The sequence below is a fragment of the Tetragenococcus koreensis genome, from assembly GCF_003795145.1.
Classification (GTDB): Bacteria; Bacillota; Bacilli; order Lactobacillales; family Enterococcaceae; genus Tetragenococcus; species Tetragenococcus koreensis.
Genome location: NZ_CP027786.1, coordinates 606,819 through 632,025, shown reverse-complemented (window position 1 = coordinate 632,025; position 25,207 = coordinate 606,819). Strand labels below are relative to the sequence as shown.

At 36.8% G+C, this 25,207-nt stretch carries 22 protein-coding genes, 1 other RNA gene and 1 pseudogene; 8 read left to right on the top strand and 16 right to left on the bottom strand.

Translation table 11 applies throughout. The features are described 5' to 3' along the window. Positions 1 to 459: 459 nt before the first annotated feature. Positions 460 to 1,242, bottom strand: a complete 783-nt coding sequence (locus C7K43_RS03005; RefSeq protein ID WP_226996720.1) for a DUF47 family protein — start codon at positions 1,240 to 1,242, stop codon at positions 460 to 462. A 164-nt stretch (positions 1,243 to 1,406) separates the two neighbouring features. Here C7K43_RS03005 and C7K43_RS03000 point away from each other — a divergent pair, with 164 nt between their 5' ends. After that, positions 1,407 to 2,765, top strand: coding sequence for an IS4 family transposase (locus C7K43_RS03000; protein ID WP_124005495.1), 1,359 nt, complete (start codon positions 1,407 to 1,409; stop codon positions 2,763 to 2,765). Here C7K43_RS03000 and C7K43_RS02995 read toward each other — a convergent pair. Then, positions 2,759 to 3,691: pseudogene (locus tag C7K43_RS02995) on the bottom strand (Na/Pi cotransporter family protein); the annotation flags it as partial. The gene C7K43_RS03000 and the pseudogene C7K43_RS02995 sit on opposite strands and share 7 nt — an antisense overlap. 711 nt (positions 3,692 to 4,402) lie before the next feature. Here C7K43_RS02995 and C7K43_RS02990 point away from each other — a divergent pair. Beyond that, positions 4,403 to 5,476 carry a DUF1576 domain-containing protein gene (locus tag C7K43_RS02990; RefSeq protein ID WP_124005493.1) on the top strand — a complete coding sequence of 358 codons (1,074 nt, stop codon included), beginning with the start codon at positions 4,403 to 4,405 and terminating at the stop codon, positions 5,474 to 5,476. A gap of 26 nt (positions 5,477 to 5,502) precedes the next feature. Beyond that, positions 5,503 to 5,847, top strand: coding sequence for a sensor histidine kinase (locus tag C7K43_RS02985; protein WP_157977725.1), 345 nt, complete (start codon positions 5,503 to 5,505; stop codon positions 5,845 to 5,847). A 261-nt stretch (positions 5,848 to 6,108) separates the two neighbouring features. Here C7K43_RS02985 and C7K43_RS02980 read toward each other — a convergent pair whose 3' ends face one another. The 4 genes from C7K43_RS02980 to C7K43_RS02965 all read right to left on the bottom strand — a co-directional run bounded on the left by C7K43_RS02980 (position 6,109) and on the right by C7K43_RS02965 (position 8,820). Beyond that, a complete protein-coding gene (locus tag C7K43_RS02980) occupies positions 6,109 to 7,251 on the bottom strand; it encodes a THUMP domain-containing class I SAM-dependent RNA methyltransferase (protein WP_124005491.1) in 1,143 nt (380 codons plus the stop codon). A 78-nt stretch (positions 7,252 to 7,329) separates the two neighbouring features. Beyond that, positions 7,330 to 7,707: RNase P RNA component class B (gene rnpB / locus C7K43_RS02975), an RNA gene on the bottom strand. 17 nt (positions 7,708 to 7,724) lie between these two features. Then, the gene (gene gpsB / locus C7K43_RS02970; protein ID WP_124005490.1) at positions 7,725 to 8,198 is read right to left on the bottom strand and encodes a cell division regulator GpsB; all 474 of its coding nucleotides are present in this window, start codon (positions 8,196 to 8,198) and stop codon (positions 7,725 to 7,727) included. A 70-nt stretch (positions 8,199 to 8,268) separates the two neighbouring features. After that, on the bottom strand, positions 8,269 to 8,820 hold the full coding sequence (locus C7K43_RS02965; RefSeq protein WP_168711985.1) for an SLOG family protein: 552 nt from the start codon (positions 8,818 to 8,820) through the stop codon (positions 8,269 to 8,271). Between the two features lie 61 nt (positions 8,821 to 8,881). On the opposite strand from C7K43_RS02965, the gene recU reads away from it, so the two are divergent. Then, positions 8,882 to 9,502 (top strand): Holliday junction resolvase RecU, encoded by a 621-nt coding sequence (recU, locus tag C7K43_RS02960; protein WP_124005489.1) that lies wholly within the window; start codon positions 8,882 to 8,884, stop codon positions 9,500 to 9,502. Positions 9,503 to 9,504: 2 nt separating this feature from the next. Beyond that, positions 9,505 to 11,919: a PBP1A family penicillin-binding protein gene (locus C7K43_RS02955; RefSeq protein WP_124005488.1), complete on the top strand. Its 2,415-nt coding sequence runs from the start codon at positions 9,505 to 9,507 to the stop codon at positions 11,917 to 11,919. An 80-nt stretch (positions 11,920 to 11,999) separates the two neighbouring features. On the opposite strand, the gene C7K43_RS02950 is transcribed toward C7K43_RS02955, so the two are convergent. The 5 genes from C7K43_RS02950 to C7K43_RS02930 form a co-directional block, all read right to left on the bottom strand. Then, a complete protein-coding gene (locus tag C7K43_RS02950; protein ID WP_124005487.1) occupies positions 12,000 to 12,698 on the bottom strand; it encodes a DnaD domain protein in 699 nt (232 codons plus the stop codon). A gap of 76 nt (positions 12,699 to 12,774) precedes the next feature. Continuing rightward, entirely contained in the window at positions 12,775 to 13,221 is a 447-nt protein-coding gene (locus C7K43_RS02945; RefSeq protein WP_168711984.1) for a Fur family transcriptional regulator, read from the bottom strand. A 115-nt stretch (positions 13,222 to 13,336) separates the two neighbouring features. Further along, positions 13,337 to 14,224: a glucosaminidase domain-containing protein gene (locus C7K43_RS02940; protein WP_124005485.1), complete on the bottom strand. Its 888-nt coding sequence runs from the start codon at positions 14,222 to 14,224 to the stop codon at positions 13,337 to 13,339. 241 nt (positions 14,225 to 14,465) lie between these two features. Further along, the gene (tkt, locus tag C7K43_RS02935; protein WP_124005484.1) at positions 14,466 to 16,460 is read right to left on the bottom strand and encodes a transketolase; all 1,995 of its coding nucleotides are present in this window, start codon (positions 16,458 to 16,460) and stop codon (positions 14,466 to 14,468) included. Between the two features lie 101 nt (positions 16,461 to 16,561). Further along, positions 16,562 to 16,804, bottom strand: a complete 243-nt coding sequence (locus C7K43_RS02930; RefSeq protein ID WP_124005483.1) for a DUF896 family protein — start codon at positions 16,802 to 16,804, stop codon at positions 16,562 to 16,564. Between the two features lie 177 nt (positions 16,805 to 16,981). Between C7K43_RS02930 and C7K43_RS02925 the strand changes: the two genes are divergently transcribed. The 3 genes from C7K43_RS02925 to C7K43_RS02915 all read left to right on the top strand — a co-directional run bounded on the left by C7K43_RS02925 (position 16,982) and on the right by C7K43_RS02915 (position 19,540). Next, positions 16,982 to 18,400, top strand: coding sequence for an ISLre2 family transposase (locus C7K43_RS02925; protein ID WP_124005482.1), 1,419 nt, complete (start codon positions 16,982 to 16,984; stop codon positions 18,398 to 18,400). A 196-nt stretch (positions 18,401 to 18,596) separates the two neighbouring features. Next, positions 18,597 to 19,214 (top strand): transcriptional repressor LexA, encoded by a 618-nt coding sequence (gene lexA, locus C7K43_RS02920; protein WP_124005481.1) that lies wholly within the window; start codon positions 18,597 to 18,599, stop codon positions 19,212 to 19,214. Positions 19,215 to 19,345: 131 nt separating this feature from the next. Next, positions 19,346 to 19,540, top strand: coding sequence for a hypothetical protein (locus C7K43_RS02915; RefSeq protein ID WP_124005480.1), 195 nt, complete (start codon positions 19,346 to 19,348; stop codon positions 19,538 to 19,540). Positions 19,541 to 19,760: 220 nt separating this feature from the next. On the opposite strand, the gene C7K43_RS02910 is transcribed toward C7K43_RS02915, so the two are convergent. From C7K43_RS02910 to C7K43_RS02890, 5 genes are all read right to left on the bottom strand, one after another. After that, positions 19,761 to 20,795, bottom strand: a complete 1,035-nt coding sequence (locus tag C7K43_RS02910) for a D-alanine--D-alanine ligase family protein (protein WP_124005479.1) — start codon at positions 20,793 to 20,795, stop codon at positions 19,761 to 19,763. 227 nt (positions 20,796 to 21,022) lie between these two features. Then, complete coding sequence (locus C7K43_RS02905) at positions 21,023 to 21,535, bottom strand: adenine phosphoribosyltransferase (RefSeq protein ID WP_124005478.1); 513 nt, start codon at positions 21,533 to 21,535, stop codon at positions 21,023 to 21,025. A gap of 62 nt (positions 21,536 to 21,597) precedes the next feature. Beyond that, positions 21,598 to 23,895 carry a single-stranded-DNA-specific exonuclease RecJ gene (recJ, locus tag C7K43_RS02900; protein ID WP_124005477.1) on the bottom strand — a complete coding sequence of 766 codons (2,298 nt, stop codon included), beginning with the start codon at positions 23,893 to 23,895 and terminating at the stop codon, positions 21,598 to 21,600. 96 nt (positions 23,896 to 23,991) lie between these two features. Continuing rightward, complete coding sequence (locus tag C7K43_RS02895) at positions 23,992 to 24,387, bottom strand: LapA family protein (protein WP_226996718.1); 396 nt, start codon at positions 24,385 to 24,387, stop codon at positions 23,992 to 23,994. 30 nt (positions 24,388 to 24,417) lie between these two features. Further along, complete coding sequence (locus tag C7K43_RS02890) at positions 24,418 to 25,206, bottom strand: SDR family NAD(P)-dependent oxidoreductase (protein ID WP_124005476.1); 789 nt, start codon at positions 25,204 to 25,206, stop codon at positions 24,418 to 24,420. Position 25,207: the final 1 nt, after the last annotated feature.

The following is a 25,207-nucleotide window of genomic DNA, read 5'->3' as shown; positions in this document are numbered from 1 at the left end:
GCTAAATTTAGCACATAAGAAAGCAAAAGTGATGGTCTAAAAAAACAGTTATCCCATAGAACTAGCAAACTAATGGGATAAAACATCATTTACCTCACTAGATTATGAAAGTCATGGTATAACTTTAGTAAATCCGACCCTTGTCAAAAATTTATTTTTTCATAACGTTAAAGGCAATTAGCGCCTCACATATTTTTTTCTACAACATAAGAATCCTTTCTTTAGACCGATTCCGTAAGAATTTGCCTCTGTTATTAGTGTTTGTTACAGCCTAATGAAAATTGTACGAATTAAAAGTCGTATCGTTGTGCTTTCACTTATTTTCATCACTCAAAATTGCCAATGAACACAACTATGTTCAGTACCTTTTTTTTCATAAAAAAAACTCCCCTTAAGTTGGCTTTCAAAGGCCTACTTTAAAGAGAGCATAATATATACTTAGCAAGTTTTGTGTTTCTTCTATGAGTTTACAAATTCTTCGTCTTTTGTATTTATCACTTGTTTTGAAAAGGGATATCTTATCCCTAAGCTATGTTTAGCAATTTTAACAGAATGATCTGAAATACGTTCTAAGTTAGAAACGATATCAACAAATAAAATTCCATCTGAAGGTTTTCCAATTCCTTTGTTCAAATTAGAAATATAGGTCCTTCGAATATTCTCTTCTAGATCATTTACTTCTTTTTCCCTCTTAACAACTTTCCCAGCAATAGAATGACTTTCTGTCTCATAGGCTTGCACAGCTTCTTCGATATTTTGTTTAACTAAATGAAATAATTCAATTAAACTTTCTTTGTACAGGATATTCTCATCTTCAATGTTTCCATTCTTTTTCTGTATTTTCCCAGCAGCATTCACTTCTTCAATATTTTTTAGAATGTTTTCTGTATGATCACCTATACGTTCTAAGTATTTCCCTATTTCGCCCATTTGAGCATGTTCATTGGAATTTTTCGCAGGTAAATCTTCTCCAGAAATATACATCAAATACTCTGTGATTTGAATATCGATACGATCTACAACATCTTCTATTTTAAGTACGTGGTCATAACTTTTTTTATCTTGCTTTAGATAATAATCAAACATCGTATTATACTCTTCTAACACAAATTGACCTAACTGAATGATTTCATGCTTGGTTTGGTCTAACGCAAAGATGGGAGATCTCTGAATTAACGAATAATCTAAATTAGGTTCATACATTTCAATTGTATTTTCTTCACCGGGAATAATCTTACTCACAACTCAAGTTTCGCACATGTAAAATGATATTAAACAACGGTCTTATCAACTCTTAGGTCGAAAAAAGTCCTGATATTGACTGCCTACCTTTTTATACAAAAAGAACTCCTTTTGTTTTATAATTGATTTAACCACAAACCAAAAACAAAGGAGTTCTTGCCTTTATGGTACACTTAAAAGCTATTAAAAATCAATTACCGAATGAAATAAAAGCCCTTTTTTCTGAATTAAAAGTCACGCAATTTTTAAAACAAGCCCATATGGGGAAGCAAAAAGGGTATTCGGTGGCTATTCTATTCACTTTTCTCTTTAGCCTCGTCTTTAAAGGAAAATCCTTAAATCAAGTTCTCAGTGGACGTGAAAGCGACCAATACATGAAAAAAGATACCGTGTATCGATGGATGAACAATCCCCATAACAACTGGCGTCTGTTTTTACTTCGGTTTAGTGCGTCTGTCATTGAAAAGCTCCATTCTTTAACGGATACGAAAACCCATATTCGAACGTTGATCTTGGATGATTCAACGTTTTATCGTAATCGAAGCCAAGAGGTACCAGGCTTAGCTCGTCTTTGGGATCATGCGCTCAAACAAGGATACAAAGGGTATCGTATGCTTACTTTAGGTTTCTCCGATGGCTATTCTTTCATTCCGATTGATTTCGGGTTACTATCCGGTAAGAAAAAAGTGAACCAAACCATAGCAGAAAAAGATCAACGAACCGTAGGAGCCAAACGATTCAACGAATCAAGTCGTAAAATGCCCAAAGTAGCGCTTGAAATGGTTCAACGCGCCTTGAACCAAGGGATTTACGCCACCCATGTGTTGATGGATAAATGGTTTACTTCCCCTAAAATGATCGATCAATTACACGACATGGGGATTCACACCATTGGGATGATGAAAAATGGAAAAACCAAATATCTTTTTCATCAACGTTTATACAAACTGGAAGAACTTTATGCCAAATCTACGAAAGAATATACACAAGAAGCGATTATTTCCTCGATTGTGGTGAAACCAAGCTCCGGCAAAAATCCCGTGAAAATCGTTTTTGTCAAAAACCACAATAAAAAAAGCGCTTGGTTGGCAATTATGACCGATGATCTGGATTTATCTTCCCAAGAAATGGTCAAAACATACTCGGCGAGATGGGACATCGAGACATTTTTTAAGGCATCGAAATCATTGCTTCATCTGACTAAAGAAACACAAACGCGACATTATCAAGCCTTAATTTGTCACACCACCATTGTGTTCACACGGTATATTTTATTAAGCTGGCAGCAGCGCTGTGCCAATGATGAGCGGACCTTAGGTGGCTTATTTTATGAACTGGGCGATCAAATAAAAGAACTCGATTGGTCCGCTGCTCTTATCGAATTAGTTCATATTATTCAAGCGGTAAGCGAAGAATCAGGAAGCCAATTACAAGATTTTATTACAAGTCAACTCCAACACTGGGTGGATACTCTGCCCCGTTATATCAAGGCTTATCTCCCAGATTTGGTGTGCGAAACTTGAGTCACAAGACTAGCCAATTGTGGTGTAAACCAAATCAAGGCACCTACAGACAACAAGTTGAAAATTCCATGAGCAAAAGCAATTTGTAATGCAGGGTTTAAGTTAAAAGCATCCGTCAGCATACTCAAAAGTCCAGTAAAAGGAGTAAAAAGCAGCATTGCAAGAATCGTTCCGAATACATTAAAAATAACATGAGCGATTGCTGTTCTTTTGGCAGCAAGGTTAGCTCCCATTGCAGCAAGAACTGATGTAAACGTCGTTCCTATATTTGTACCAAAAAGAATAGGTAAAGCAGCCCCTATAGTCATAGCACCTTGAGAAAATAGTTGCTGCAAAATACCTGTAGTAGCAGAAGAACTTTGTAAAATAAGTGTCATGATTGACCCGCTGACAATGCCTAAAAATGGATTATCAGATAATCGAACCATTAAATCACTAAATATCTGAAGATTTTGTAATGGCTCAAGTCCATTACCCATTAAATCTAAGCCATAAAATAAAGCACCAAAACCAAAAATAATTTGTCCAATACTGGCAATCAATTGATTTTTAAAGAAAAATAGGAATAAAGCTCCTGCCCCCATAATTGGAAGGGCGTAATCACTAATGTTCAAACCAATAATAAACGCTGTAATCGTCGTACCAACATTGGCCCCCATGATAACGCCGATAGCTTGAGTTAAGGACATAAATCCGGCGCTAACTAACCCAACAGTGAGTACAGTAGTCCCGGTACTACTCTGAATAAGTGCAGTGACAGCAGCACCAGCTAAGACAGCTCTTAAAGGAGTGGAAGTAAATGTATTTAAAATACTTCTTAGATTATCGCCGGCAGCTCTTTGTAATCCATCCCCCATATATTTCAACCCAAATAAGAAAATCCCAATTCCTCCTATGAATTGAAATATAATTTGTTGTACATCCAATACGTTTACCTCCATATTTTACATATAGTAAAAACACAACTACAGATTTTCCATTTTTATTTTTGCCTTCCTACCTATTTTAAAAAAACTTTCACTAAAATTAAAGGACATTTTACAAAAAACTCATAAATGCTAAAGTCTTTAAAATTCTAACATTAATAAGAAAGATTTACTACTATGAAAAGAGATAATCACTTATTTAAAAATTGTTACAGCTCACTAGAGTTACTAGATTGGTTACAGTTGATAAAACTATTAAAAAAATGCAAGAAAGATTAGGATATAAAAAACCAGGAATAGCATTATTATTTGGGTGGTATCCAGTAATGGAAATCATACACGCAAGAGGTAGATAAGGCAAAACAAATAAAAAGCAATGAGCTCATAAAACAAGAATGCTACTCTATACCAAAATTTCACTCTGGCGGTATTATTAAATTTTATACTAAAACGGTTACTAGTTTGTTATAATAAACTGAACTGCATAATTATTGCATAAATGTATGAAAGTAATTCAATATTTAAATAAGGGGCTTAATAGATGAAAGTTTTTATTTACAAGCGAAAAGTACAATTGATTATTTTATTTTACATATTAGTATTTATATTGCATGGTTTATTTATGCAACCATTAAATGAATTATCGGATGGGCTGATGCGAATATTTACTGCTTCAGGAGTTTTGGTTACAGATTACATAGTATAGGTGGTTTGGGCGCTGCCTTTGTTAACGCCGGCGTTGTTGGACTGATTGGATACATCATTTTGATTATCAACAAGGTAGAATTTAGTGGGGTTTCTATTGCTACCCTGTTTACGATGATGGGTTTTGCCTTAATGGGAAAAACTATTTGGTCCATTTTACCCATTATATTTGGCGTATACATATACAGTAAACTTACAAAACGTGAATTCATTACAAATATATACCCAGCTTTATTTGGTACAGCGCTAGCGCCTATCGTTACACATACATCCTTTGAATTTGGGTTAGGAATTTTGGGTGGAATTATAGCTGGATTTATGGCAGGCTTAGTGATTGCTCCAATTGCTAATCACGCTTTAGGTTTTCATGAAGGCTACAACCTTTATAACGTTGGCTTCTCAGCCGGATTAGTCGGTTTAGTGCTAATGAACATTTTTCGATCGTTTGATCATGAGACAGAAAATTTATTGATATGGGGCACGACATTTGATAGTCAATTAAGAATTTTTTCGATTGGTTTATTTGTAAGTATGGTTCTTATTGGCGCTTTCTACTCTGATAATTTAAAAGATTATCGAAAAGTATTGAAAGAACCTGGAAATACAATTACCGACTTTGTAGATATTGCAGGTTTTGACAATACCTTAATTAATATGGGACTCGTTGGTTTAATTGGTGTTATTTTCGTTGAACTGCTAGGAACAAACTACAATGGTCCTGTTTTAAGTGGCCTACTCACAATGGTGGGATTTGCAGGTTTTGGTAAACATCCACTCAATATAATACCCATCATGATAGGTGTTATATTAGCCTCTTTCTTATCTATTTATGAAACCAATGCACCTGGAACAGTATTAGCTGTATTATTTGGAACGACTCTTGCACCTATTTCGGGACAGTTTGGGCCAATAATTGGAATAATAACCGGTATGCTCCATTTGTACATCGTATCTACAATCGGAGTTATCCATGGTGGTATGAACCTGTATAATAATGGTTTTTCAGGCGGTCTTGTTGCCTCATTGGTGATAGCAGTCATGAAAGGTATAGGTAAAGAGGGCCGCCGTAGCATTTTTTAAAAATAAACATGAAAAGAGGGATTATTTTGAGATCAGATATTAATCGGATAAAAGTAATTGTAGATGAATTGTTGTCAAATGCTGTAAATTCGGACTCGACTAACATTGATATTAATGTATCTAGAAGTAAAGATACAATCACAATTAAAGTTGTAGACAACGGTAAAGGTATGGACAAAGAGACATTGGAAAAAGCAAAAGAAAGATTGAACCATTCTTATCGAAAGGACTTTGAGGAATATTATGGGCAACTCGCGGGCAAGCAGATTTCTCACGGCGGATTGACTATAGTTGGTATGCAAGTTAATGAAGCAGAGATTGAAAGTAGCAAAGGAGAAGGTACGACCGTTACTGTTAAAAAAGAACGTTAATATCTATTGTGAATGAAAATTATATTCTTTATCGATATTTTTTATCGAATGATAGGACTATTTTTAAGTTAAAGAAAAAATATAAGGTAGACTTTAAGAACCGTTTTCCACACTTTAATTTCCATTCTTTCAAACTAATTTGTTTGTTTTATAACTTGACTACATTAGCGTTCTTTCTTGCTTGTGTAAAGATTGTGTAAGAAATATAATAAACGAATTTCAAAAAAAGAAAGACTGTCACTTCAGTCTTTCTTAGTCATATTATTTATGTTTACCCCAATACTGAAACAGATCGGTGCGCAAGGCACCATTATACAATTTTCTTTTTTTCGTTGCTTTTTGCCCGTAATAATCCTCAAAAGCTAAATCACTTGTTAGGATATATTTACTCCAGGTTGTCAAAGGTTTAAAAACATGTCCCATTTGTTCATAAAGTTGATGTACATTGTCTTCTTCGCCCAAACGTTCTCCATAAGGCGGATTGGCAACAATTACGCCATCTTCTTTTTCTGTACTAAAATCTTTTAATGCTTGTTGTTTAAAGGTAATCGAATCACCTAAACCAAGCTCATCAGTATTTGCTTGAGCAATATCAATCATCTGACCATTGATATCAAAACCAGTAATATCTAGTTCTGCATCGTAATCAGCTACTTCCTCTGCTTCATTTCTTACCTGTTCAAAGGTTTCTTTAGGTACCCATTCCCAATCTTCACAAGCAAAATCACGATTAAAGCCAGGAGCAAGATGATGACCAATCAGCGCAGCTTCAATACATAACGTACCAGAACCACAAACCGGATCAACAAATGGCTTATCTTTACGCCAATTCGTTAACATAACCAAGGCTGCAGCCATATTTTCTTTTAAAGGAGCGCCACCTTTTTCCAAACGATAACCACGTTTAAATAAACTAGGGCCTGTCGTATCTAATAAAATCATTACATGATCTTTCCGTAAAATAACTTCTAGTTTATACATCGCTCCAGTTTCAATCAACGGAACGTTTTGTGGACGATGATAATATGTCCGCATCCGCTCCACAATTGCCTTTTTGGTGATCGCTTGGCAATCTGGTGTACTATATAGTTTAGATTTGATTGACTTTCCGGCTACCGGAAAAGCAGCGTCTAAAGGAAGATATTCTTCCCATGGCAAAGCTTTCACCTTTTCAAATAATTCATCAAAACTATAGGCATCAAATTCGCCAACCACAATTTTTATACGATCCGCTGTACGCAACCATAAATTCGTTGTAGCTATCGTCTCTATCGTCCCTTGAAAGCGAGCCCGTCCGTTTTCTATCTGGCAGTCAATGCCTAAATTTCTTAATTCTTTCCCCGTTAGAGCTTCTAATCCGCTTGCTGCAGTAGCAATTAAATCAAAGCGTTGATTCTCTTTCATAGTTTCCTCCAAAATGGTTTAACTTTTTGGTAAAAAAAACCTCCCACAACGGAAGGATTTTCCCTGATTATTGTGATTTTCTATAAGCCATGTTTTGTCCAGTCATTTTACAGGGAGCAAAATAACTTGGATAATCATCTATCTACAATGCAAACATTGTCTTTTTGCTAGCGTTGAATTCCGCTGCAAAAAACGCCCCTACCTTTGTTTGGGTTGCTCACTCGAGGGGTTTACCGCGTTCCACCAATAAGATTTCTCTTATTGCTTCGTCACTGTGGCACTTTCAAGGATACTCAAGCATAGTGTAAAGACACCTTAGCTTTTTTTCCTGCCGTTATTTCAAATGAAATACCTCAGCTTATTTTTTCGCCGAGCACGAACACTACAGACATCTCAGTCTGTGCGAGCATGGACTTTCCTCAACTTGATTTACTCAAGCCGCGATTATCCGAAAATCACAAATTTTTTTCATTTTAAAACTTACGTGTTTTTTCTAAATCGTCTTCATCGCCTGAGCGTCTAACATCTGTCCGACTACTAGCAGTTCGAGTATCATCTGTCCGCGGATCATCTTCGCGGTTATAATCACCAACTGTTTTGGCAGAACGAGTTTCACCGTTTACTTCTTGATCTAATTTTTTACCAAAAACTTCTTTTTCTAGATTAGACAAACGTTTTAAGATATCAAAATTAGTCACAGTTTGACTTTTTGATGTTGTTTCTGTTTGATTGCGTGAGCTGGTTGCTTGGCTTTTACTTAATTGGGCAACTTTTGCATTTAGTCGATCATTTTCTTCTTGCAATGTTAAAATTTCTTTATTATAAGATTCATAATCTTTGATGACACCATCTAGAAATTCATCAACTTCCACGGGATCATAGCCACGCATTTTTGTTTTAAATTCTTGTTGTAAAATATCTTTGGGAGTATATGTTTTATTTGCCATGTTTCCACCTCATTAATTTGTTTGTACTAATTCTAACTCAAGTCCATTCTATCCAAAAAAAGCGAATAAATCAAACAGAATCGTCAAAAACTGCATTTTCTAAATCATCCATGGTAATTTGGTGAAGTAAAAAATCATGGTTTTGTGCATATCCCTTGGCATCATGCACAAAATATGCGCTCTTGCCAGTAAATTCATCATCATACACAACAATGGCTCCATCTGCGTGTGTAAGTAAAAAATGGGTATGATTTTTTAATTGACTAGAATTTTGATAGGGCAAATGGCTGACAGCATCAACATAGTCAGCTTGCTCAACGACTTTTTGTAGCATAGCTTGGTTGGCTTCATTCCAATTATTTCCAAACTCTAAATAAGGATAAATAATTGAAAACTTTAATTCAGGATATTCTTTTTTTAATTCTTCAATAGGTTCTGCAGCCCAAATCTCCACTCCCAGATTTCCCCCTATTAGCACCCACTCCAGTCCCTCTTCTAAATACTGTTTAATCGCTGTTTTTATAACTTTCTTAATAACTTTTATCTTGGGATCATTTTCCTGAAAAACACCTAATTCAAAGCTTCTATAACCGGTAACAACCAACGTACGAATAGTTTGCATAATATTACCTTTTCTTTCTTTTTATCTTTTTGGTATAATATGGCCTAGGAGTGTGAGGATCTTGGTATTTAATTATCCAAATGGCCATCCTAGCCATTATAATGAAGCGTCAAAACAAAAAATGCAAGAAAAAGATAGATCAACAAATTTTGCAAACCGTGGGATGCGGTTTGAAGAAGCAATTAATCAAAGCAATCAATATTATCGCAATCACGATATCGCCGTGGTGCACAAAAAACCAATTCCGTTACAAATCGTAAAGGTTGATTATCCTAGAAGAAGTGCTGCTGTCATTAGAGAAGCTTACTTCAAAGAAGCATCTACTACCGATTATAATGGAGTATATAAAGGTCACTACCTTGATTTTGAAGCAAAAGAAACCAAAAATAAGACTTCATTTCCCTTTAAGAATTTCCATGAGCACCAAATTGCTCATATGGAACAATGCATTAAACAAAAGGGGATCTGTTTTGTCTTATTATGGTTTTCAACATTAAATCGTTGCTTTTTTCTAGATAGTGAATTGCTTATTTCTTATTGGCGTAACCAAAAAAATCAAAAAAAGTCATTGCCAATAGCTGTTATTGAGAAAAATGCCATTGAAATTTATCCAAAGGTCGCACCGCGCATTCCTTATTTAGCAGCAGTTGATAAGCATTTACAAGCAAAGGAGAAAACCTAAACATGGCAAATCAATCAGATTCACGAGCCAGTCGACACCAGCAAAATGGCCCCAAAAAACGTAGTGTTGGCTCTATTTTACTTAAAATTTTCGTTACCTTATTCATAATTGCTGGTATCGTTTTGATCGCTGGGGCTGGCCTCTTTGCATTTTATGCTAAAGACGCGCCAGCATTAAGCGAAGAAGAATTAGATGCAACTGTTTCTTCCAAACTTTACGCTGCAAACGGCGAAATTTTTCAAGACATTGGGTCAGAAAGACGCGAAAAAATTTCACCGACTGATGTTCCTCAACAACTAGAAGATGCGATTGTTTCAATAGAAGATCGTCGTTTTTATAATCACATCGGTGTTGACCCCATAAGAATTGCTGGTTCAGCTTTTTCCAATATGACCAGTCAAGACTTACAAGGTGGCAGTACATTAACGCAACAGTTAATTAAACTTTCTTATTTTTCTACCAGTGAGGAAGACCAAACACTAAAACGTAAAGCGCAAGAAGCTTGGCTGGCAGTCAAATTAGAACGGCAGCATTCCAAGCAAGAAATTCTAACTTATTATATTAATAAAGTGTATATGTCCAACGGCTTTTATGGTATGCAAACAGCGTCCCAAGCTTTTTATGGTAAATCATTAAACGAACTATCACTTGCCGAAACTGCCTTAATCGCTGGTATGCCTAATGCGCCAAATTACTATGATCCTTATGTCAATCAAGAAGAAGCACAAGAACGTCGTGATACTGTTTTATATACAATGTTAGATAATAACAAAATTACTCAGCAAGAATATGAAGAAGCTGAAAACACGCCTGTTGATGATGGACTACAAGAACTCGAACAAGAAGATGATGATTATAAATATTATGATAACTATACAAAAGAAGTAATCAAAGAAGTGGAAGATAAGACTGGTAAAGATGTCTATCGAGATGGACTTAATATTTATACCAACTTAGATGAGGACGCGCAAAAACGTTTGTATGATATTGTAAATTCTGATGAATATGTAGATTACCCCGATGATAAGATGCAAGTTGCTTCTACATTGATCGACCCTAATACAGGGGAAGTAAAAGCTCAGATTGGTGCTCGAAATGTGGAAGAAGGAACAATTTTAGGCAATAATTTAGCCGTCAATACTTCTAGAGATTTTGGATCTACAGTAAAACCGGTCGTTGATTACGGCCCTGCTTTTGAATTCTTAAAATATCCTACAGCTAAAACAATTGTCGATGAACCTTATTCTTATGAAGGCAGCGATACCCAAATCAATAACTGGGATAATTCGTTTATGGGATCTATGACTTTACGCAAAGCTTTAGTGCTTTCAAGAAACATTCCTGCAGCAAAGTTGTTTGCTGATGTAGGAGCTGATTCAATCCAAGAATTCCTGGGAAATTTGAATATTCATTACGAAAGCTTGAACCAATCCAATGCCATATCAAGTAACTCCGACACACAAGATGGTACAAAATACGGCATATCTAGTCTGAAAATGGCCGCTGCTTACTCTGCATTTGCTAACGGTGGTACTTATTATGAGCCGCAATACGTTGATAAAATCGTTTATCAAGATGGCTCTGAGGAAGTAGATGCCTTTGAAGTTGAAGGTGAAAAAGCCATGGAAGATACTACAGCTTATATGGTGACCGATATCTTAAAAGATGTTGTTACTGACGGTACAGGAACAAATGCCGCAATCCCAGGCTTGTACCAAGCCGTTAAAACCGGAACTTCCAATTACACAGATGACGAATTAGAAGAACTTGAAGGCAATGTCTCCTCCCCTTCTCCTGATTCTAACTTTGTCGGCTATACTAAAAACTATTCGTTAGCTGTTTGGACGGGATATAATGACAAAATGACGCCTGTAACTAGTGAATCCTCACATGTAGCTTCTGATGTCTATCGTGAGTTGATGGAATATGTATCATCTTCTGTTGAAAATGAAGATTGGACTATGCCAGATGGCTTAGTTCGTATTGGCAAAGAACTTTATTTAAAAGGACAAGATGACACACCTTCGACGTCGTCTTCGCAAGCACCAAGACGACGAAGTGCGCCATCATCGTCGACAACACCTTCTTCGCAAGCACCTTCTTCAACTTCAGAAGAAGAGCCTTCGACTGAAGAGGAAGAAGAAAGTTCAGAACCTAGCAGTGAAACTTCAGATGAAGACTCTTCTTCAGAAGAAGAGTCTTCATCTGAAGAAGAAAGTTCAGAACCTAGTAGCGAGCCTGAAGAAGAACCATCATCTTCGTCTGAGGAGGAGCCTCCTTCCGAAGATGAAAACCCAGATACTGGAAACGATGATAGTAGTAATGACGACAGTGAAGAAGACACTGGCGGAGACAACGAAGATGGAGGCAGTGAAGATGAATCTCCTCCCGACTCAGAGGAAGAAAGTTCAGAATAAACGGGCTCTTAATTAAAAAAATGGTGGAAGAAACAATCAATTGTTCTTCCACCATTTTTTGGCTCTTTTACTAACTAAGCTTAATCCTCTTCTAACCAATTATGCAACGAAACGTTTGGTAGATCTTTTTCTTCCCTTGCAGTTTCATTTTTTAACTTCTTTCTCTTGCGACGCTTTTGCTCTTCTTCTACTTGTTGTTTAGTTGTAATATTTTTTCGTTCCCAAGAAAGCAAAACACGGTCAATATAGTTCAAACTATAGGCTTGGTTCAATACAGCTTCTTTTAATGCTAATTGAATTAAATCTGGTTGATACTCATCCTCTTCAATCCATTGGCCAATTCGTTGATACTCAATGGGTGATAAAGCTCGCCCAAATTCTTTTTCAAACATTTGATACAAAGATTGGACCTTTTGTTCATAGCTTCTTTCGTTAGTTTTTTTCTCTTGTTGTTTTTGCAATACTTCTAATTTTTCGAAAATCGCTGAAAAATCATAGAAATCATTTCGAATTCCTTGTGAATTTTTCTCTGATTCAATCGCAATTACCTGTTTTTCAACTAATTGATTCAGTAAGTTATAAATTTCTTTTTGGTCACAATTCATATTTACTGCAATAGGTGCTAAATCAGGAAAATCATTACCGGATTCATGATATTTATATAATTGAATCCATAAGATGAATTCATCATTTGTTAACCCTAATTGCCGGTAATTTTCAATTAAAAGGTTAGAAAGCGTTGTTTGTCCGCTTTTTAAATAATCTCGTAATGAAATCATAAAATACTCCTTCTTGCTCTATATTGAGAAAAAGCTGTTTCTATTTAAAAGAAAGAAACAGCTTTTTATATTGCTCTTAATTTTCAATTTCTGCTTGACACTTAGGGCAAAGGCCATAAACTTCTAAGCGATGACTATCAATAGCATAGCCAGTTAGCTTACTGGCAGCCATTTCCACATCCTCTAAATCGGGGTAATGAAAATCGGCAATTTGTCCACATCTTTTACAAATCGCATGATAATGCGGTTCTGTGGCAAAATCAAAGCGACTGGAAGCATCTCCGTAGTTCATTTCTTTAATAAAACCGATCCTAGTAAAAAGCTTCAAATTATTGTAAACCGTTGCTACGCTCATACTAGGAAATTTATCTTCAATTGCTTTATAGATAGTTTCGGCGGTAGGATGCTCATCTGAGTAAGCTAAAAATTCTAGAATAGCTTTACGTTGAGACGTGACACGGATGTTTTCATCTTTTAAACGTTGTAATGCTTCTTCAAAACTTCTCAACAGGACCCCCTCCATTTTCTATCATTTTCATCATACTATGACTTCTACTTTTTTTCTAGCATTTTCCCTGAAAACGTCGAAAAAAGCATCTGAGAAATTCAGATGCTTTTACAGGAAAAAATGAAGTTTATTAAATCGTTAACTGTTGACCTATTGTGACTAACTCGTCACTTAAACCGTTATTAGCCATTAACTCATCAAGAGAAACGCCCTGGTTCTGCGCAATGTCCCATAATGTATCACCCTGTTGCACGGTGTAAGTTGTATTACCTGAGCTAGCAGAAGTGGTTGCTTCTTCAGAAACACTCTCTTGGCTTTCTACACTATCTGTTGTTTCATAACTTGTCTCTGTATAAGTATAATCACTAGGTTGTGCAGGCGTATCAAATTGCGTTAAATTATAAGCTTCAATTAAAGAATTAAGTTTTTGTCCGTAATCTGGATCAGTCGCGTATCTGCCAGTAAGAAAAGCAGTCGCATCTGTATATCCTGATGTTTGGCTTTTCCAAGCTCCCTGATAATTAGGAGCACCTGAAGAATAACTTGAACTCGTCAAAACAGCTGCATGGTCCTGCAATGATTCTTCATAAGAACCATAAACTCTAAATGGTTCATTCATAGTCTCAAATTCACCATCGATGTATTCTTGAGTCGATAACCAGATCGACGGTTCTTGCCCATATGCTTTCACACCAAAAAGATTATATGTTGGTGAAGAAGAAAGAGAAGAGCTGCCATTTCCACTCTCTAGCAATGCCTGAGCAATCATTACCGAAGCATATAAATCATTACTATCTGCTATTTGTTGTGCTGACCCACTGATTTGATTAATCAAATAAGAGGCTTCACTTTCTGCTACCTGATACTCCTCTGCATAGCTTTCTTGGGGGAATAAAGCCGCCGTAGTTGGAGCAACGACTAAACCTGTACCTACTAAAGATAGTACTGTCTTCTTATCGAACTTCTTATCAAACGTTACCCGTTTTTGATGACGCTCACTACGTGTTTGGTAAACCATAACATCCTCCTTCTAAGAAACTTTTAAAAAACTCCGTTAAAAAAATTAAGAATTCTATAAGAGATATTGTAAGCTAAATTGCAAAATAAAACAATGATTTTAGCTTAATTCCTTTTAAAAGTTCTTTAGGCAAGGGCTATAATTATTGATATATAAGCAAAAGACTTTTAGAAATTTTTTAAAAGCACGAAAAAAGCACGGGTCAATCTGCAGAAAGACCCGTGCTTTTTCTTAATTATTTTTACATTGTTTTAAAGATTGATACAACATTATCTACGGTAAAGCCATATTCTTCCAAGACTTTATTGCCTGGTGCCGAAGCGCCAAAGCGATCAATCGTCAACAATTGACCATCATCTTTAACATATTTATGCCAACCAAATGAAGCTCCTGCTTCAATTCCCAAACGTTTTTTAATACCACTTGGTAATACAGATTCTTTGTAGGCTTCACTTTGTTGTTCAAATAAATCAAAACTTGGTAAGGAAACAACTGAAACGTCAATATCCTCATCCGCTAATTTTTCTTGTGCTTCAACTGCTAGGTGAACTTCAGAACCAGTAGCAATTAGAATACCATCAGGTTTATTCCCTTTTTGTGATGAGATAACATAGCCACCTTTAGCTACATTCTCTTCAACATTTTCCGTCGTTCCAGCAAGTGTTGGCAATCCTTGACGACTTAAAACCAGCACAGTTGGATTAGTTTCTGCGTGCATCGCCATTTCCCAAGCCGCACGTGTTTCATTCCCATCGGCTGGACGAATCACACTTAAGTTTGGTACGCTACGTAAACTTGACAAATGCTCAACCGGTTCATGAGTCGGTCCATCTTCACCTACAGCAATAGAGTCGTGGGTTAAGACATACGTAACAGGCAAATGCTGGATAGCAGCTAAGCGCAATGCTGGACGGAAATAATCGGTAAACACAAAGAAAGTGCCGCCGTAAATCTTAGTCCCCCCATGTAATTGAATCCCATTCATGATAGCAGCCATCGCAAATTCACGAACACCAAACCAAATATTACGACCTTCATATTGACCAGGTGCGAAATCTTTATCATCAGTAACCATTGTGTTATTAGAAGAAGATAGATCTGCTGAGCCACCCCAGAATGAAGATACTGCTTTAGAAATAGCTTGAATGATCTCTTGGCTAGATTTACGACTAGCTTGATCGCTTCCTACATCATAATGTGGCAGTTCTTTATCCCAGTCAGCTGGTAATTCACCTGCAAAAGCTTTTTTCAATTGTTCAGCTTCATCAGGATAGTTCTTTTCGTAAGCCGCAAATAGATCATTCCAATCTGCTTCGGCTTTTTCACCTTGATCCACCATTGTTTCTTTGAAACGAGCCGCCGCTTCTTCTGGCACTGTAAATTCAGGATAATCCCAGCCAAAGAATTTTTTAGCAGCAGTTACTCCTTCTTCACCCAAAGCTGCGCCATGGACAGCAGAAGTACCTTCCTTAGGTGAACCCAAACCGATCACTGTTTTTACTTCGATCAAGGTTGGCTGATCCGTATTCTCTTGTGCTTTTTCAATTGCTTTAGCAATAGCTTCCATGTCAGTACCATCTTCTACTAACAGATGTTGCCAACCGTAAGCTTCAAATCGTTGTCCCACATTTTCAGTAAACGCTTTAGAAGTCGGTCCGTCTAAGGAAATATCATTGGAATCATAAAAAACAATCAATTTACCTAACTGTAAATGGCCCGCTAATGAAGAAGCTTCTTGAGATACTCCTTCCATCAAGTCGCCATCACCAGCTAGCGCATAAGTGTAATGATCAATAATAGAAAAATCTTTTTTATTATATTGAGCAGCTAAATGTGCTTCTGTCATCGCCATACCCACAGCCATTGCAAGTCCTTGACCTAATGGGCCCGTCGTTGCTTCTACACCATCGATATCGCCGACTTCCGGGTGACCTGGCGTATGACTTCCCCATTGACGAAAATTCTTTAATTCATCAATTGAAAGATCGTAGCCTGAACAATGCAGCAAGCTATATAGTAAAGCCGACCCATGCCCAGCGGATAAAACAAAACGATCCCGATCAATCCATTTCCGTGAAGTTTTCGGGTTCACTTTCAAATACTTTGTCCATAGAGCGTAAGCCATGGGTGCAGCGCCTAAAGGCAAGCCAGGATGCCCTGAGTTGGCTTTTTGGACTGCGTCAATACTTAAGGTTCGAAGCGTATTTACCCCTAATTCATCAATTTCATCAAACAATACGAACGCCTCCTATTTTAGGTTAATTTTACTTTTAATTCTATTCTATTATAAAAGATAAAAGACTATTTTTCAATCAAATTTGAAAAGGGATACACAGTTTATTTACGGTTGTGTAATCCTTTTTTCTTTTGAATTTTTTTAAGTTTTTCAGGAGTTACATCTTTCCCCTCAGGATCAACCACTTTCATGCCTTCGATGTGTTTTTTCATTCCCCCACGAAAGGTTTCTAAATATTCTTGTCTTAATGCTTTCTGCTCTTCTTGCTCAGCATCTGTTAGCCCTTGTTCTTTTTTCTTTTTGGCTAATTCATTAATACGATTTATCTTTTCGTCTGATATCATTATGTTTCCCTCCTTCTTCTCATCTTACACAATGACAGTTAAAAAAACAATCTTAAACAACACGATTAAGGCGAACTAAGTGTAAAATTTATTGAGGTTAATGCTAGACGAATAAAAAAGAAACCGTTACTCTAGTTATTGGGCTGTGACAGGCACTAATAACAGAGGCGGTTTCTTATGGAGTCTATTGTAACAGATTTAGTTGAAGTAATGAAGAAGGAAACGAATTTTTTAGCAAGAGAAAAAGCCATGATGGTCTTTTTTGCCCAACTCCTAGCGACGATAACACAACTTGCCTTCCAAATTCTCGATGCGGAGGTTTCGGCCCAATGCAAAAAGGAAGGCTTTCAAGTGGACCGTAAAAGTGAACGAACGGTGACTTTCTTATTTGGCACCGTGACCTATGTTCGCCGCCGAATGAAAAATCAAGCCAATGAAATTCGTTATCCTTTGGATGAATTTCTGGGTATTCGGAAGAGCCTCCGTTATAGCTCTCTTGTGCTACGCAACGTTTCCCAATTGGGGACAACGATGGTCTACCGTCACGTCTCCCAAGCGATCGACTGTTTGACTTCTTGGCGTATGAGCCATCAAAATGTGCAACAACTGGTGGTCAAAACCGGAGAACTGGTTCAGACACGAAGTACCCATGAAAGTCGTTACGAGGGGGACATTTCTAAGAAAAAAGTGCCCTACTTATATCTAGAAGGCGACGGAGTGAAGATTGGCGGTCAGAAGAAGCAGTCGCTGGAAATCCATCGTTTTCAAGTAAGTGAAGGGAGCCAGAAAGTCGGGCATCGCTCGGAAATGATCGCTCCTCACTTTGTCAGTCATCTCAATCGACAACAAGCGCAAAAAGAAATAATGAACTATATTCAAGCGCATTATGATCTAACAAATACCGTTGTCGTTTCCAATAGTGATGGAGGTTCAGGCTATGAAAAAGCTGTGTTTGATGAACTTTCCTTAGGCTGTTTACGTCATGAACACTTTCGTGATCGGTATCATGTCCATCGGAAAATCAAAGAACGCCTGTCTTTTGTCCCGCAACTTCAAAATCGGATGATCCAGGCGATCCAACATTATGATTGGCAAGAGGTCCAGCTTGTCTTAGATACCTCGGAAAGTTTGATCGAAGAAAAGGAAGCCGAATCCTTGGAACAATTGCGCTTACTCCATCATTATCTTCAAAGGAATTGGCCGTATTTAAAACCTCGGAAAGCCCGAGGAATCGTGGATCCCAAAGCTTGTATTGGCACAATCGAAAGTACCCATCGGAAGATGACCTACCGGATGAAGCGCCAAGGTCGTTTATGGACAAAAACAGGGGCGCAGGCCATGATGCGTGTCATTGATAGTTTAAGAAACCAAGAATTTGACGGTTGGTTGAACCAATATGAAGCCTTACCGAATGATGTACTCGCCCAGGAAAAGCGTTGGAAAGCCATGAAACGTTGGGTACAGAAAAAGCCTAACTTTCAAACGCATGAAGGGGCATTTAAGGGCCAAATTGGTGAAGGAAAAGCTAAAAGTGCCCCTTTAGGCCAATTCGCCAAAGGATTGGAGCAATTAATAACGACACCGAATTATATCTAATAAAAACTTGTTTTTGTTAGATATCATGAGGTCTAACCGAACGAACGTGAGGTAAAAAAATACAAAAAGTGTCTGTCCCAAAGGTCATTTTTTATTCAACCTCAAAAAATTTGACACATACTAAGGCGAACGTTTGTTTGAATTCCACGCTAAGTTATGCTAAACTTTAATTAATAATAGAGAGAAGGTGTTAACTTTGGCAAAACGAACAGAAAATCGACAGATCGAAGTATTAAAATTCATTCACACATGTGTCAGTCAAAAAGGATACCCCCCCACTGTTAGAGAGATCGGTGAAGGTGTGAGTTTGTCTTCAACTTCGACTGTGCACGGCCATCTGTCACGTTTAGAAAAAAAGGGTATGATCCAACGTGATGCTACAAAACCGCGTGCCATTGAGTTGACTGCTTTAGGCTTAGAAGCAATCGGTGCTCAACAAGAAAATATTCCTATGCTTGGTACGGTTACAGCTGGTGAACCAATCCTAGCAGTTGAGGAAGCTTCAGATTATTTCCCAATTCCACCTAATTTAACTAGCCAAGATGGGCAATTATTTATGCTAACTATTCGAGGAGAAAGCATGATTAACGCAGGTATTTTAGACGGAGATCAAGTAATTGTTCGTAAACAAGACTTTGCCGAAAACGGAAATATCGTCATCGCAATGACTGAAGAAGAAGAAGCCACCTGCAAAAGATTCTATAAAGAAAAAGATCATATTCGCTTGCAGCCAGAAAATGATTTTATGGAACCAATTATTTTGCCAATAGTTAAAATCCTAGGCCAAGTCGTAGGACTGTACCGCCATTTTTAACCCATTATCAGTAAGATCTTCGTTTTTTTCGAAGATCTTTTATTTTTTGCTTTACAAAGGGAACGAATATTCGTATAATGAATATACAAACGTTAGTTCGCATACAGGCAAATAAAAGGGGTGTAATAATAATGAAAGGGATTCGTCGCTTTGGGTTTATGATTGCTGTGCTGTTAATTGGGATTACTATCGGTCATTTTGGGCTCTTTATTTCTGCTTTGTTTGTTTGTCCCTTAATCACCCTATGGTTATTACTTTGGGACGACAAAAAGAATACTCAATCAGAATACAAGCATCAAATGCATCGTTATCAAACAAAACCATAGTTTTCGTCAATTAATCGTCTTATCAAGCGAATAATTAGCCAGAAAAGGAGAAAGAAATCAGTTAAAACTGGTCTCTTTCTCCTTTTCTAATATATAAGTTGTGTGTTATACGAGCAGCTTCTTAAACGTTTAACATTCTTTTCTTTTAGTTTAGTAAAAAGAATTTTTTATAAGTTAATAGAAGCTATGTCTTCACTACAGATTACAGTCATTTTATATTTTAGTCTTGTAAATATTTGTCTAAAGATAACTTCACTATCATTTCGCATAAATCTGAAAAATGAATCCCTTGAGCTGCAGCTTCCTGTGGTAATAAACTGGTAGGTGTCATTCCAGGTAAACTATTCGCTTCAATGCAGTATATTTTAAAATCCTCTGTAATAATAAAATCAACTCGGGAGTAAACGGTTAATTCTAATATATTATGAACTAAAAATGTTAAATCACTTAATTTTTGGGTTAATTCTTCAGAAATTTTTGCAGGCGTTGTTTCGATTGTTGCGCCTTTTTGATATTTATTTTCATAATTATAAAAGCCATGCTTAGGGGTTATTTCAATAACGGGTAAAACAGTGTCTCCTAAAATTCCTACCGAAAATTCTCTGCCTTCAATCTTTTCTTCCACCATAATTTTACTTTGAAACTTTTCAGCTCTTGTTATTGCCGCATTTAACTCTTCCTTATTCTCAACTATTTCTACTCCTATACTTGAACCATTATCAATTGGTTTTATCACACAAGGAGTAGAAATCTTACTTTGAGAAGAATGATCAATAACTTCCCACTCAGGAGTCAAAACATGATTCATTAACATCAGCCGTTTTGAAATATCTTTATCCATAGCTAATAAACTGCCCTTATAATTCGTTCCCGAATATTTAATTCCATAGATATCCAAAAGTGCTTGCAACTTTCCGTTTTCACCAATTCCTCCATGTAAGGCTAAAAAGCAAAAATCAGCGCTTTTACAAATTTCAATTACATTATTTCCAACTAAGTCTGTCTGGTTTTTGTTAAATTCTGTTAATTTTTCTAGTATTGGTTCTTTTTTCAAGACTGAATACTCACGCTGTTTTTCTTTTTCTCCTTGTCTTTGAAACGCATGTTCAAAATCTTTCGCATCCATACCTAGATAAACGTCTAGTAGTAAAACTCTATGTCCTTTTCCTTCTAAAGCAGTTGCTATTTTGCCACCCGAAGATAAAGAGACGTCCCTTTCATGACTCAATCCACCTGCAAGTACTACAATATTCATTTTATTGCTCCTTTTTTGGGTTAATATATTAAATTTTTTCGTTTTGTCTATAATAGCAAACTTATGTCTGATTATTGCATAAAAAGTGCGTCTCTAGCATAAAAGAATTCACTTGTTAGTAAAAAATCCTTACTTAGCTATGACTAAAAGTCTGTCAATATACAAAGCAAGGATTTAGGATCAATCTCCAAACCATTCAATTTTCTTAAAGCTAAGTAAAATAATGATTAATAGTCTAATAAAGTCAGGATTTCATAATCTGTAATTTTATCTCTTCCATGTAAATCTAATAATTCAATCAAGAACGCACAACCAACTACAACGCCGCCTAATTTTTCGACTAATTCAGTTGTAGCTTTTACAGTGCCTCCAGTTGCTAATAGGTCATCACAAACAAGAACGCGTTGGCCAGGCTTAATAGCGTCTTTGTGTAACGTTAGTGTATCTTGCCCATATTCTTTGTCATAGGTTACCTCAATGGTCTCACGCGGTAATTTACCAGGTTTACGAACGGGTGCAAAACCTACACCTAATTCATAAGCGACTGGACAACCTACAATAAAGCCACGCGCTTCTGGTCCTACCACCATATCGATTTGTTTTTCATCGGCGTATTTAACTATTTCATTTACTGCTTCACGATAAGCCTTTCCATCAGCCATAAGCGGAGAAATATCTCTAAAGGTAACACCTTCTGTTGGATAATCAGGGATGCTTGCGATGTAATTTTCTAAATTCACTTGTTTTCCTCCTAATAGACGCGCTTAAAATATTTAATTTTAAAATACTACATGGTCGTCATTTATATTGATAACCAACTTTTTAAAGTCGGCAAATCACTTAATAATAAAAATTCTTCTGTTTTGATTTTATCCAGACGCTCTTGATAGGTCTGACTTTCAGTCAGTGCATGAGATTCTGGGTCTTGTACCTTATCCATAATCCCGTCTGTTATTGTAACAAATTCTAAGTCAAAAAACACTTGGATCATAAAAAACAATAGTTTTTCCGGAATATTTAAGTGTTGTGCAATAAGCGGCAATTTATATCTTACATCGATTTGCTGCTGTTTAGCAATAAAATGAAACAATTTCGCATACTGTTCTCTGGTACCCATCCCATCTAGATAAGCATCGTCTTTAGCTGAACATAGGAAAAAAATTCGCGAAACTTGCGCTGCTTTAATTGCTTCTTTAGCGTCTTCTAGCTGTATGGGACAATTAATAAGTACTAACTGTTGAAAGTTGGTATTGTCTATTACTGAAAGAAAACTTTGAGGATCTTTATAAGTTACAACCGGATGGTCCACCTTATTTTCCGCCTTTTTCGTTTCTTTTTCCGAAAAACTGACAAATAAAGTGGGGTCTACAAAAGCTAAATTTTGTTGATATTTTTTTGATCGGTAATCAAAAACTTGCAGCTGATCGACACGATAATCTTGTAACATAATTTGCGGGATCCGTTTATGATTCCATTCGTTAATTGACAATTGTGCCACAATATCGATCGATTCACTTTGAAATTCTAAAATATCTGGGCCAAAACCAAAACCGATGCCTTCCACGTTTGCTTCCGAACGATCTTTTACTGAAAGCTTCAAGTGTTTGCCATCTGCTCCAACAGTCCGAGCGTTTACCACCGAACAATCTTTAAATAAAATATGTGGCAATGGATTATCCATACCAAAAGGCGCCAAAGATTGCATTGCTTCAATATGCTGTAAACTAACGTCTGACAAGCTTAATATCGCGTCAATCGCTAAATTATTCATCGGTTGAACTTGCTTAATTTTTATGACTTCATTTACTTTTTCTACTAGAAAGGGTAAATTTTCACTTTGTATACTAAGTCCAACAGCAGCATGATGGCCCCCAAAGCTGACCATTAAATCTCTTGCTTCATCTAAAAGTTTAAATAGATTCACTGTATCAACACTGCGACCTGAACCTTTTAAAATACCATCCTGTGTCTGAGTTAAAACAATCGTCGGTTGTCCGACTTTTTGTGCGATTTTACCAGCAACGATCCCTAATACACCTTCGTGCCAATTTTCACCTGTAATAATTTGAATCTTTTTATCAGGTAAGACTTGACGCATCGCCTCTTCGGTAATTTCTTGAGTAAGCGTTTTTCTTTGCGTGTTAATTTGATCGAGCTGTGCCGATAACTGACGGGCTCGATCTTGATCAAAAGTAGTCAGCAATTCGACTGCTTCATTGGGATCTTCTAAACGACCTAAAGCATTTAACCGAGGAGCAATCGCAAAACCGATCGTTGACTCATCGACTTCTTCTGGCAGTATTTGGCTAATCTGTAATAATTCAAGAATACCGATACGCTGAGTTTGCTTTAAAGCTTGTAAACCAAAAATAACTAATGCACGATTCTCATCCGTTAGTGAAACCATATCAGCAACAGTGCCAATCGCTACTAAATCTAAAAAATCGGGAGGAACTTCATCAAGTAAGGCGCAGGCAAATTTAAAAGCCACACCTACACCCGCTAATTCGCCAAATGGATATTTTCCTTCTGGATGACGCGGATGAATAATTGCATAAGCATTGGGTAATACTTGCGGCAATTCATGATGATCAGTAACAATCACGTCTACCCCTTGGCTATTAGCAAAATCGATGGCTTCATTTCCTGCTACACCATTATCGACTGTAATGATTAATTGTGCTCCAGCAGCTATTTTTTCTTTATACACTTCTAAATTGGGCCCATATCCATCTGTAAATCGATTAGGTAGGTAATAATCCACATCTGCACCTAAAAGCTCCAGCGTTTCTTTCATAACCGATGTACTAGTAATACCATCAGCGTCGTAATCACCATAAATCAGAATCTTTTCTTCGTTTTCCATTGCTTTTTGTACACGTATAACAGCTTTTTCCATTTCAAACAAGAGAAAAGGATCATGTAACTGATCTAGTGTTGGATGAAAAAAAGCTTCAACTGCTTGTTTGGTTTTAACACCACGTTGCCAAAGCAGCTGACCTAGAAAATCTGGAACGTCTTCTTTTTTTAATTGATCGGTAAATTCCGTGGGCAATTCCGCAGCCTGCGGGAGTTGCCAATTATAATTCGCTTGTTTCAAACAATCACTCCTAACCAACACTGTATTATATCAAACCTAAGCAAATAAGAAAAGAAAGGACATCTTTTAGCTAAAGCGCCCTTTCTTTTCTTATCTTCATTCATTCTTTGAAACTGGATCTTCTTCATTTGTTTCTTCCTGTTGGTTTTCAGTTAGCTGATTATCAGTTTCTAAAGCAGCTAATTTGTTATTGTACTGGCGTTCTAGTTCTTGTCGTTTGTCGGCTACTTTTTGATCTAACGATTGTTCCAGTTCGCCTAATTGTTTATTTAATTTTTTAATTTCTTTTCTCTGTTGCCAAATCGTACTTGTGGCAACCAGTGCAATCACGACTGCGCCTAAAAATGCCGATCCAATAATAATGATAACCAGCGGTGCGCTTAGTTGCGAAAATCCGAAATTAATGGGCACATCCATATTATTCATTACCGCAAATAGCACAATTAAAAGGGTCAAAACTAAACCCAAGATAATCCGCCATTGATTCTTCATACAAAAACTCCCCTAACTATTAATTTAACACTATTTTTGATTAAATATTCCACCAGCTAAGAAATCTCCAACCTTAGGAAACAATTGGTAAGTCCGAGCAGCAATTTCCATAATTATCGGTTGATTGATTTCACGTTTGGGATGATTCATTTGTTTGACGATCTTGTTTGCTAGTTTATTAGGTTTTAATACTATCGCACCTATATGATCTAAATAACTTCCGCTAGGGTCTGCTTTGTCGAAAAATTCAGTTTGAATAGGTCCTGGATTAACAGTTGTAACAGCAATACCAAAAGGTTTTAATTCCAAACGTAAAGCGTTCGAAAACCCAAGTACAGCAAATTTAGTGGCAGAATAAATACTGGATTTAGGCGTTGCCATTTTGCCCGACATTGAAGCTACATTTATGATATGACCGCTTTTAGCTTCCAACATATCGATTGCAACCCGTTGTGTCAACAGCATCAATCCTAATACATTGACTTCGAACATTTCTCTAATTTTTTCCTGCTCAAACGCTACGAAATCATCAAAATAGCCAAAACCTGCGTCATTAACTAAACAATCAACAGGCCCCACCTCTTCTTTAACTTTTTCGTACATCCGTTCAATACTGTTTGGATCTGAAACATCTAATTGGAAAGCATAGGCGTCATTTTGACTAAGCTCACTGCACTTTTCTTTCACCTGGCCGATCATTTGGATGCGTCTAGCACAAACAATGACGATTGCACCCTTTTTGGCTGCTTCATAACAAATTTGCTCTCCTAAACCGGAAGAAGCTCCAGTAACTAAAACTACTTTATCTTTTAAATTCATC

Coding starts and splice junctions, on each gene's coding strand:
- C7K43_RS03000 (WP_124005495.1), top strand. CDS start 1,407: ATGGTACACTTAAAAGCTATTAAAAATCAATTACCGAATGAAATAAAA.
- C7K43_RS02890 (WP_124005476.1), bottom strand. CDS start 25,206: ATGAATTTAAAAGATAAAGTAGTTTTAGTTACTGGAGCTTCTTCCGGT.
- C7K43_RS02915 (WP_124005480.1), top strand. CDS start 19,346: ATGAAAGGGATTCGTCGCTTTGGGTTTATGATTGCTGTGCTGTTAATT.
- C7K43_RS02895 (WP_226996718.1), bottom strand. CDS start 24,387: ATGAAGAATCAATGGCGGATTATCTTGGGTTTAGTTTTGACCCTTTTA.
- C7K43_RS02945 (WP_168711984.1), bottom strand. CDS start 13,221: ATGGAGGGGGTCCTGTTGAGAAGTTTTGAAGAAGCATTACAACGTTTA.
- gpsB (WP_124005490.1), bottom strand. CDS start 8,198: ATGGCAAATAAAACATATACTCCCAAAGATATTTTACAACAAGAATTT.
- C7K43_RS02950 (WP_124005487.1), bottom strand. CDS start 12,698: ATGATTTCATTACGAGATTATTTAAAAAGCGGACAAACAACGCTTTCT.
- C7K43_RS02930 (WP_124005483.1), bottom strand. CDS start 16,804: ATGATATCAGACGAAAAGATAAATCGTATTAATGAATTAGCCAAAAAG.
- C7K43_RS02910 (WP_124005479.1), bottom strand. CDS start 20,795: ATGAATATTGTAGTACTTGCAGGTGGATTGAGTCATGAAAGGGACGTC.
- C7K43_RS02940 (WP_124005485.1), bottom strand. CDS start 14,224: ATGGTTTACCAAACACGTAGTGAGCGTCATCAAAAACGGGTAACGTTT.
- C7K43_RS02955 (WP_124005488.1), top strand. CDS start 9,505: ATGGCAAATCAATCAGATTCACGAGCCAGTCGACACCAGCAAAATGGC.
- C7K43_RS02980 (WP_124005491.1), bottom strand. CDS start 7,251: ATGAAAGAGAATCAACGCTTTGATTTAATTGCTACTGCAGCAAGCGGA.
- C7K43_RS02965 (WP_168711985.1), bottom strand. CDS start 8,820: ATGCAAACTATTCGTACGTTGGTTGTTACCGGTTATAGAAGCTTTGAA.
- C7K43_RS02925 (WP_124005482.1), top strand. CDS start 16,982: ATGGAGTCTATTGTAACAGATTTAGTTGAAGTAATGAAGAAGGAAACG.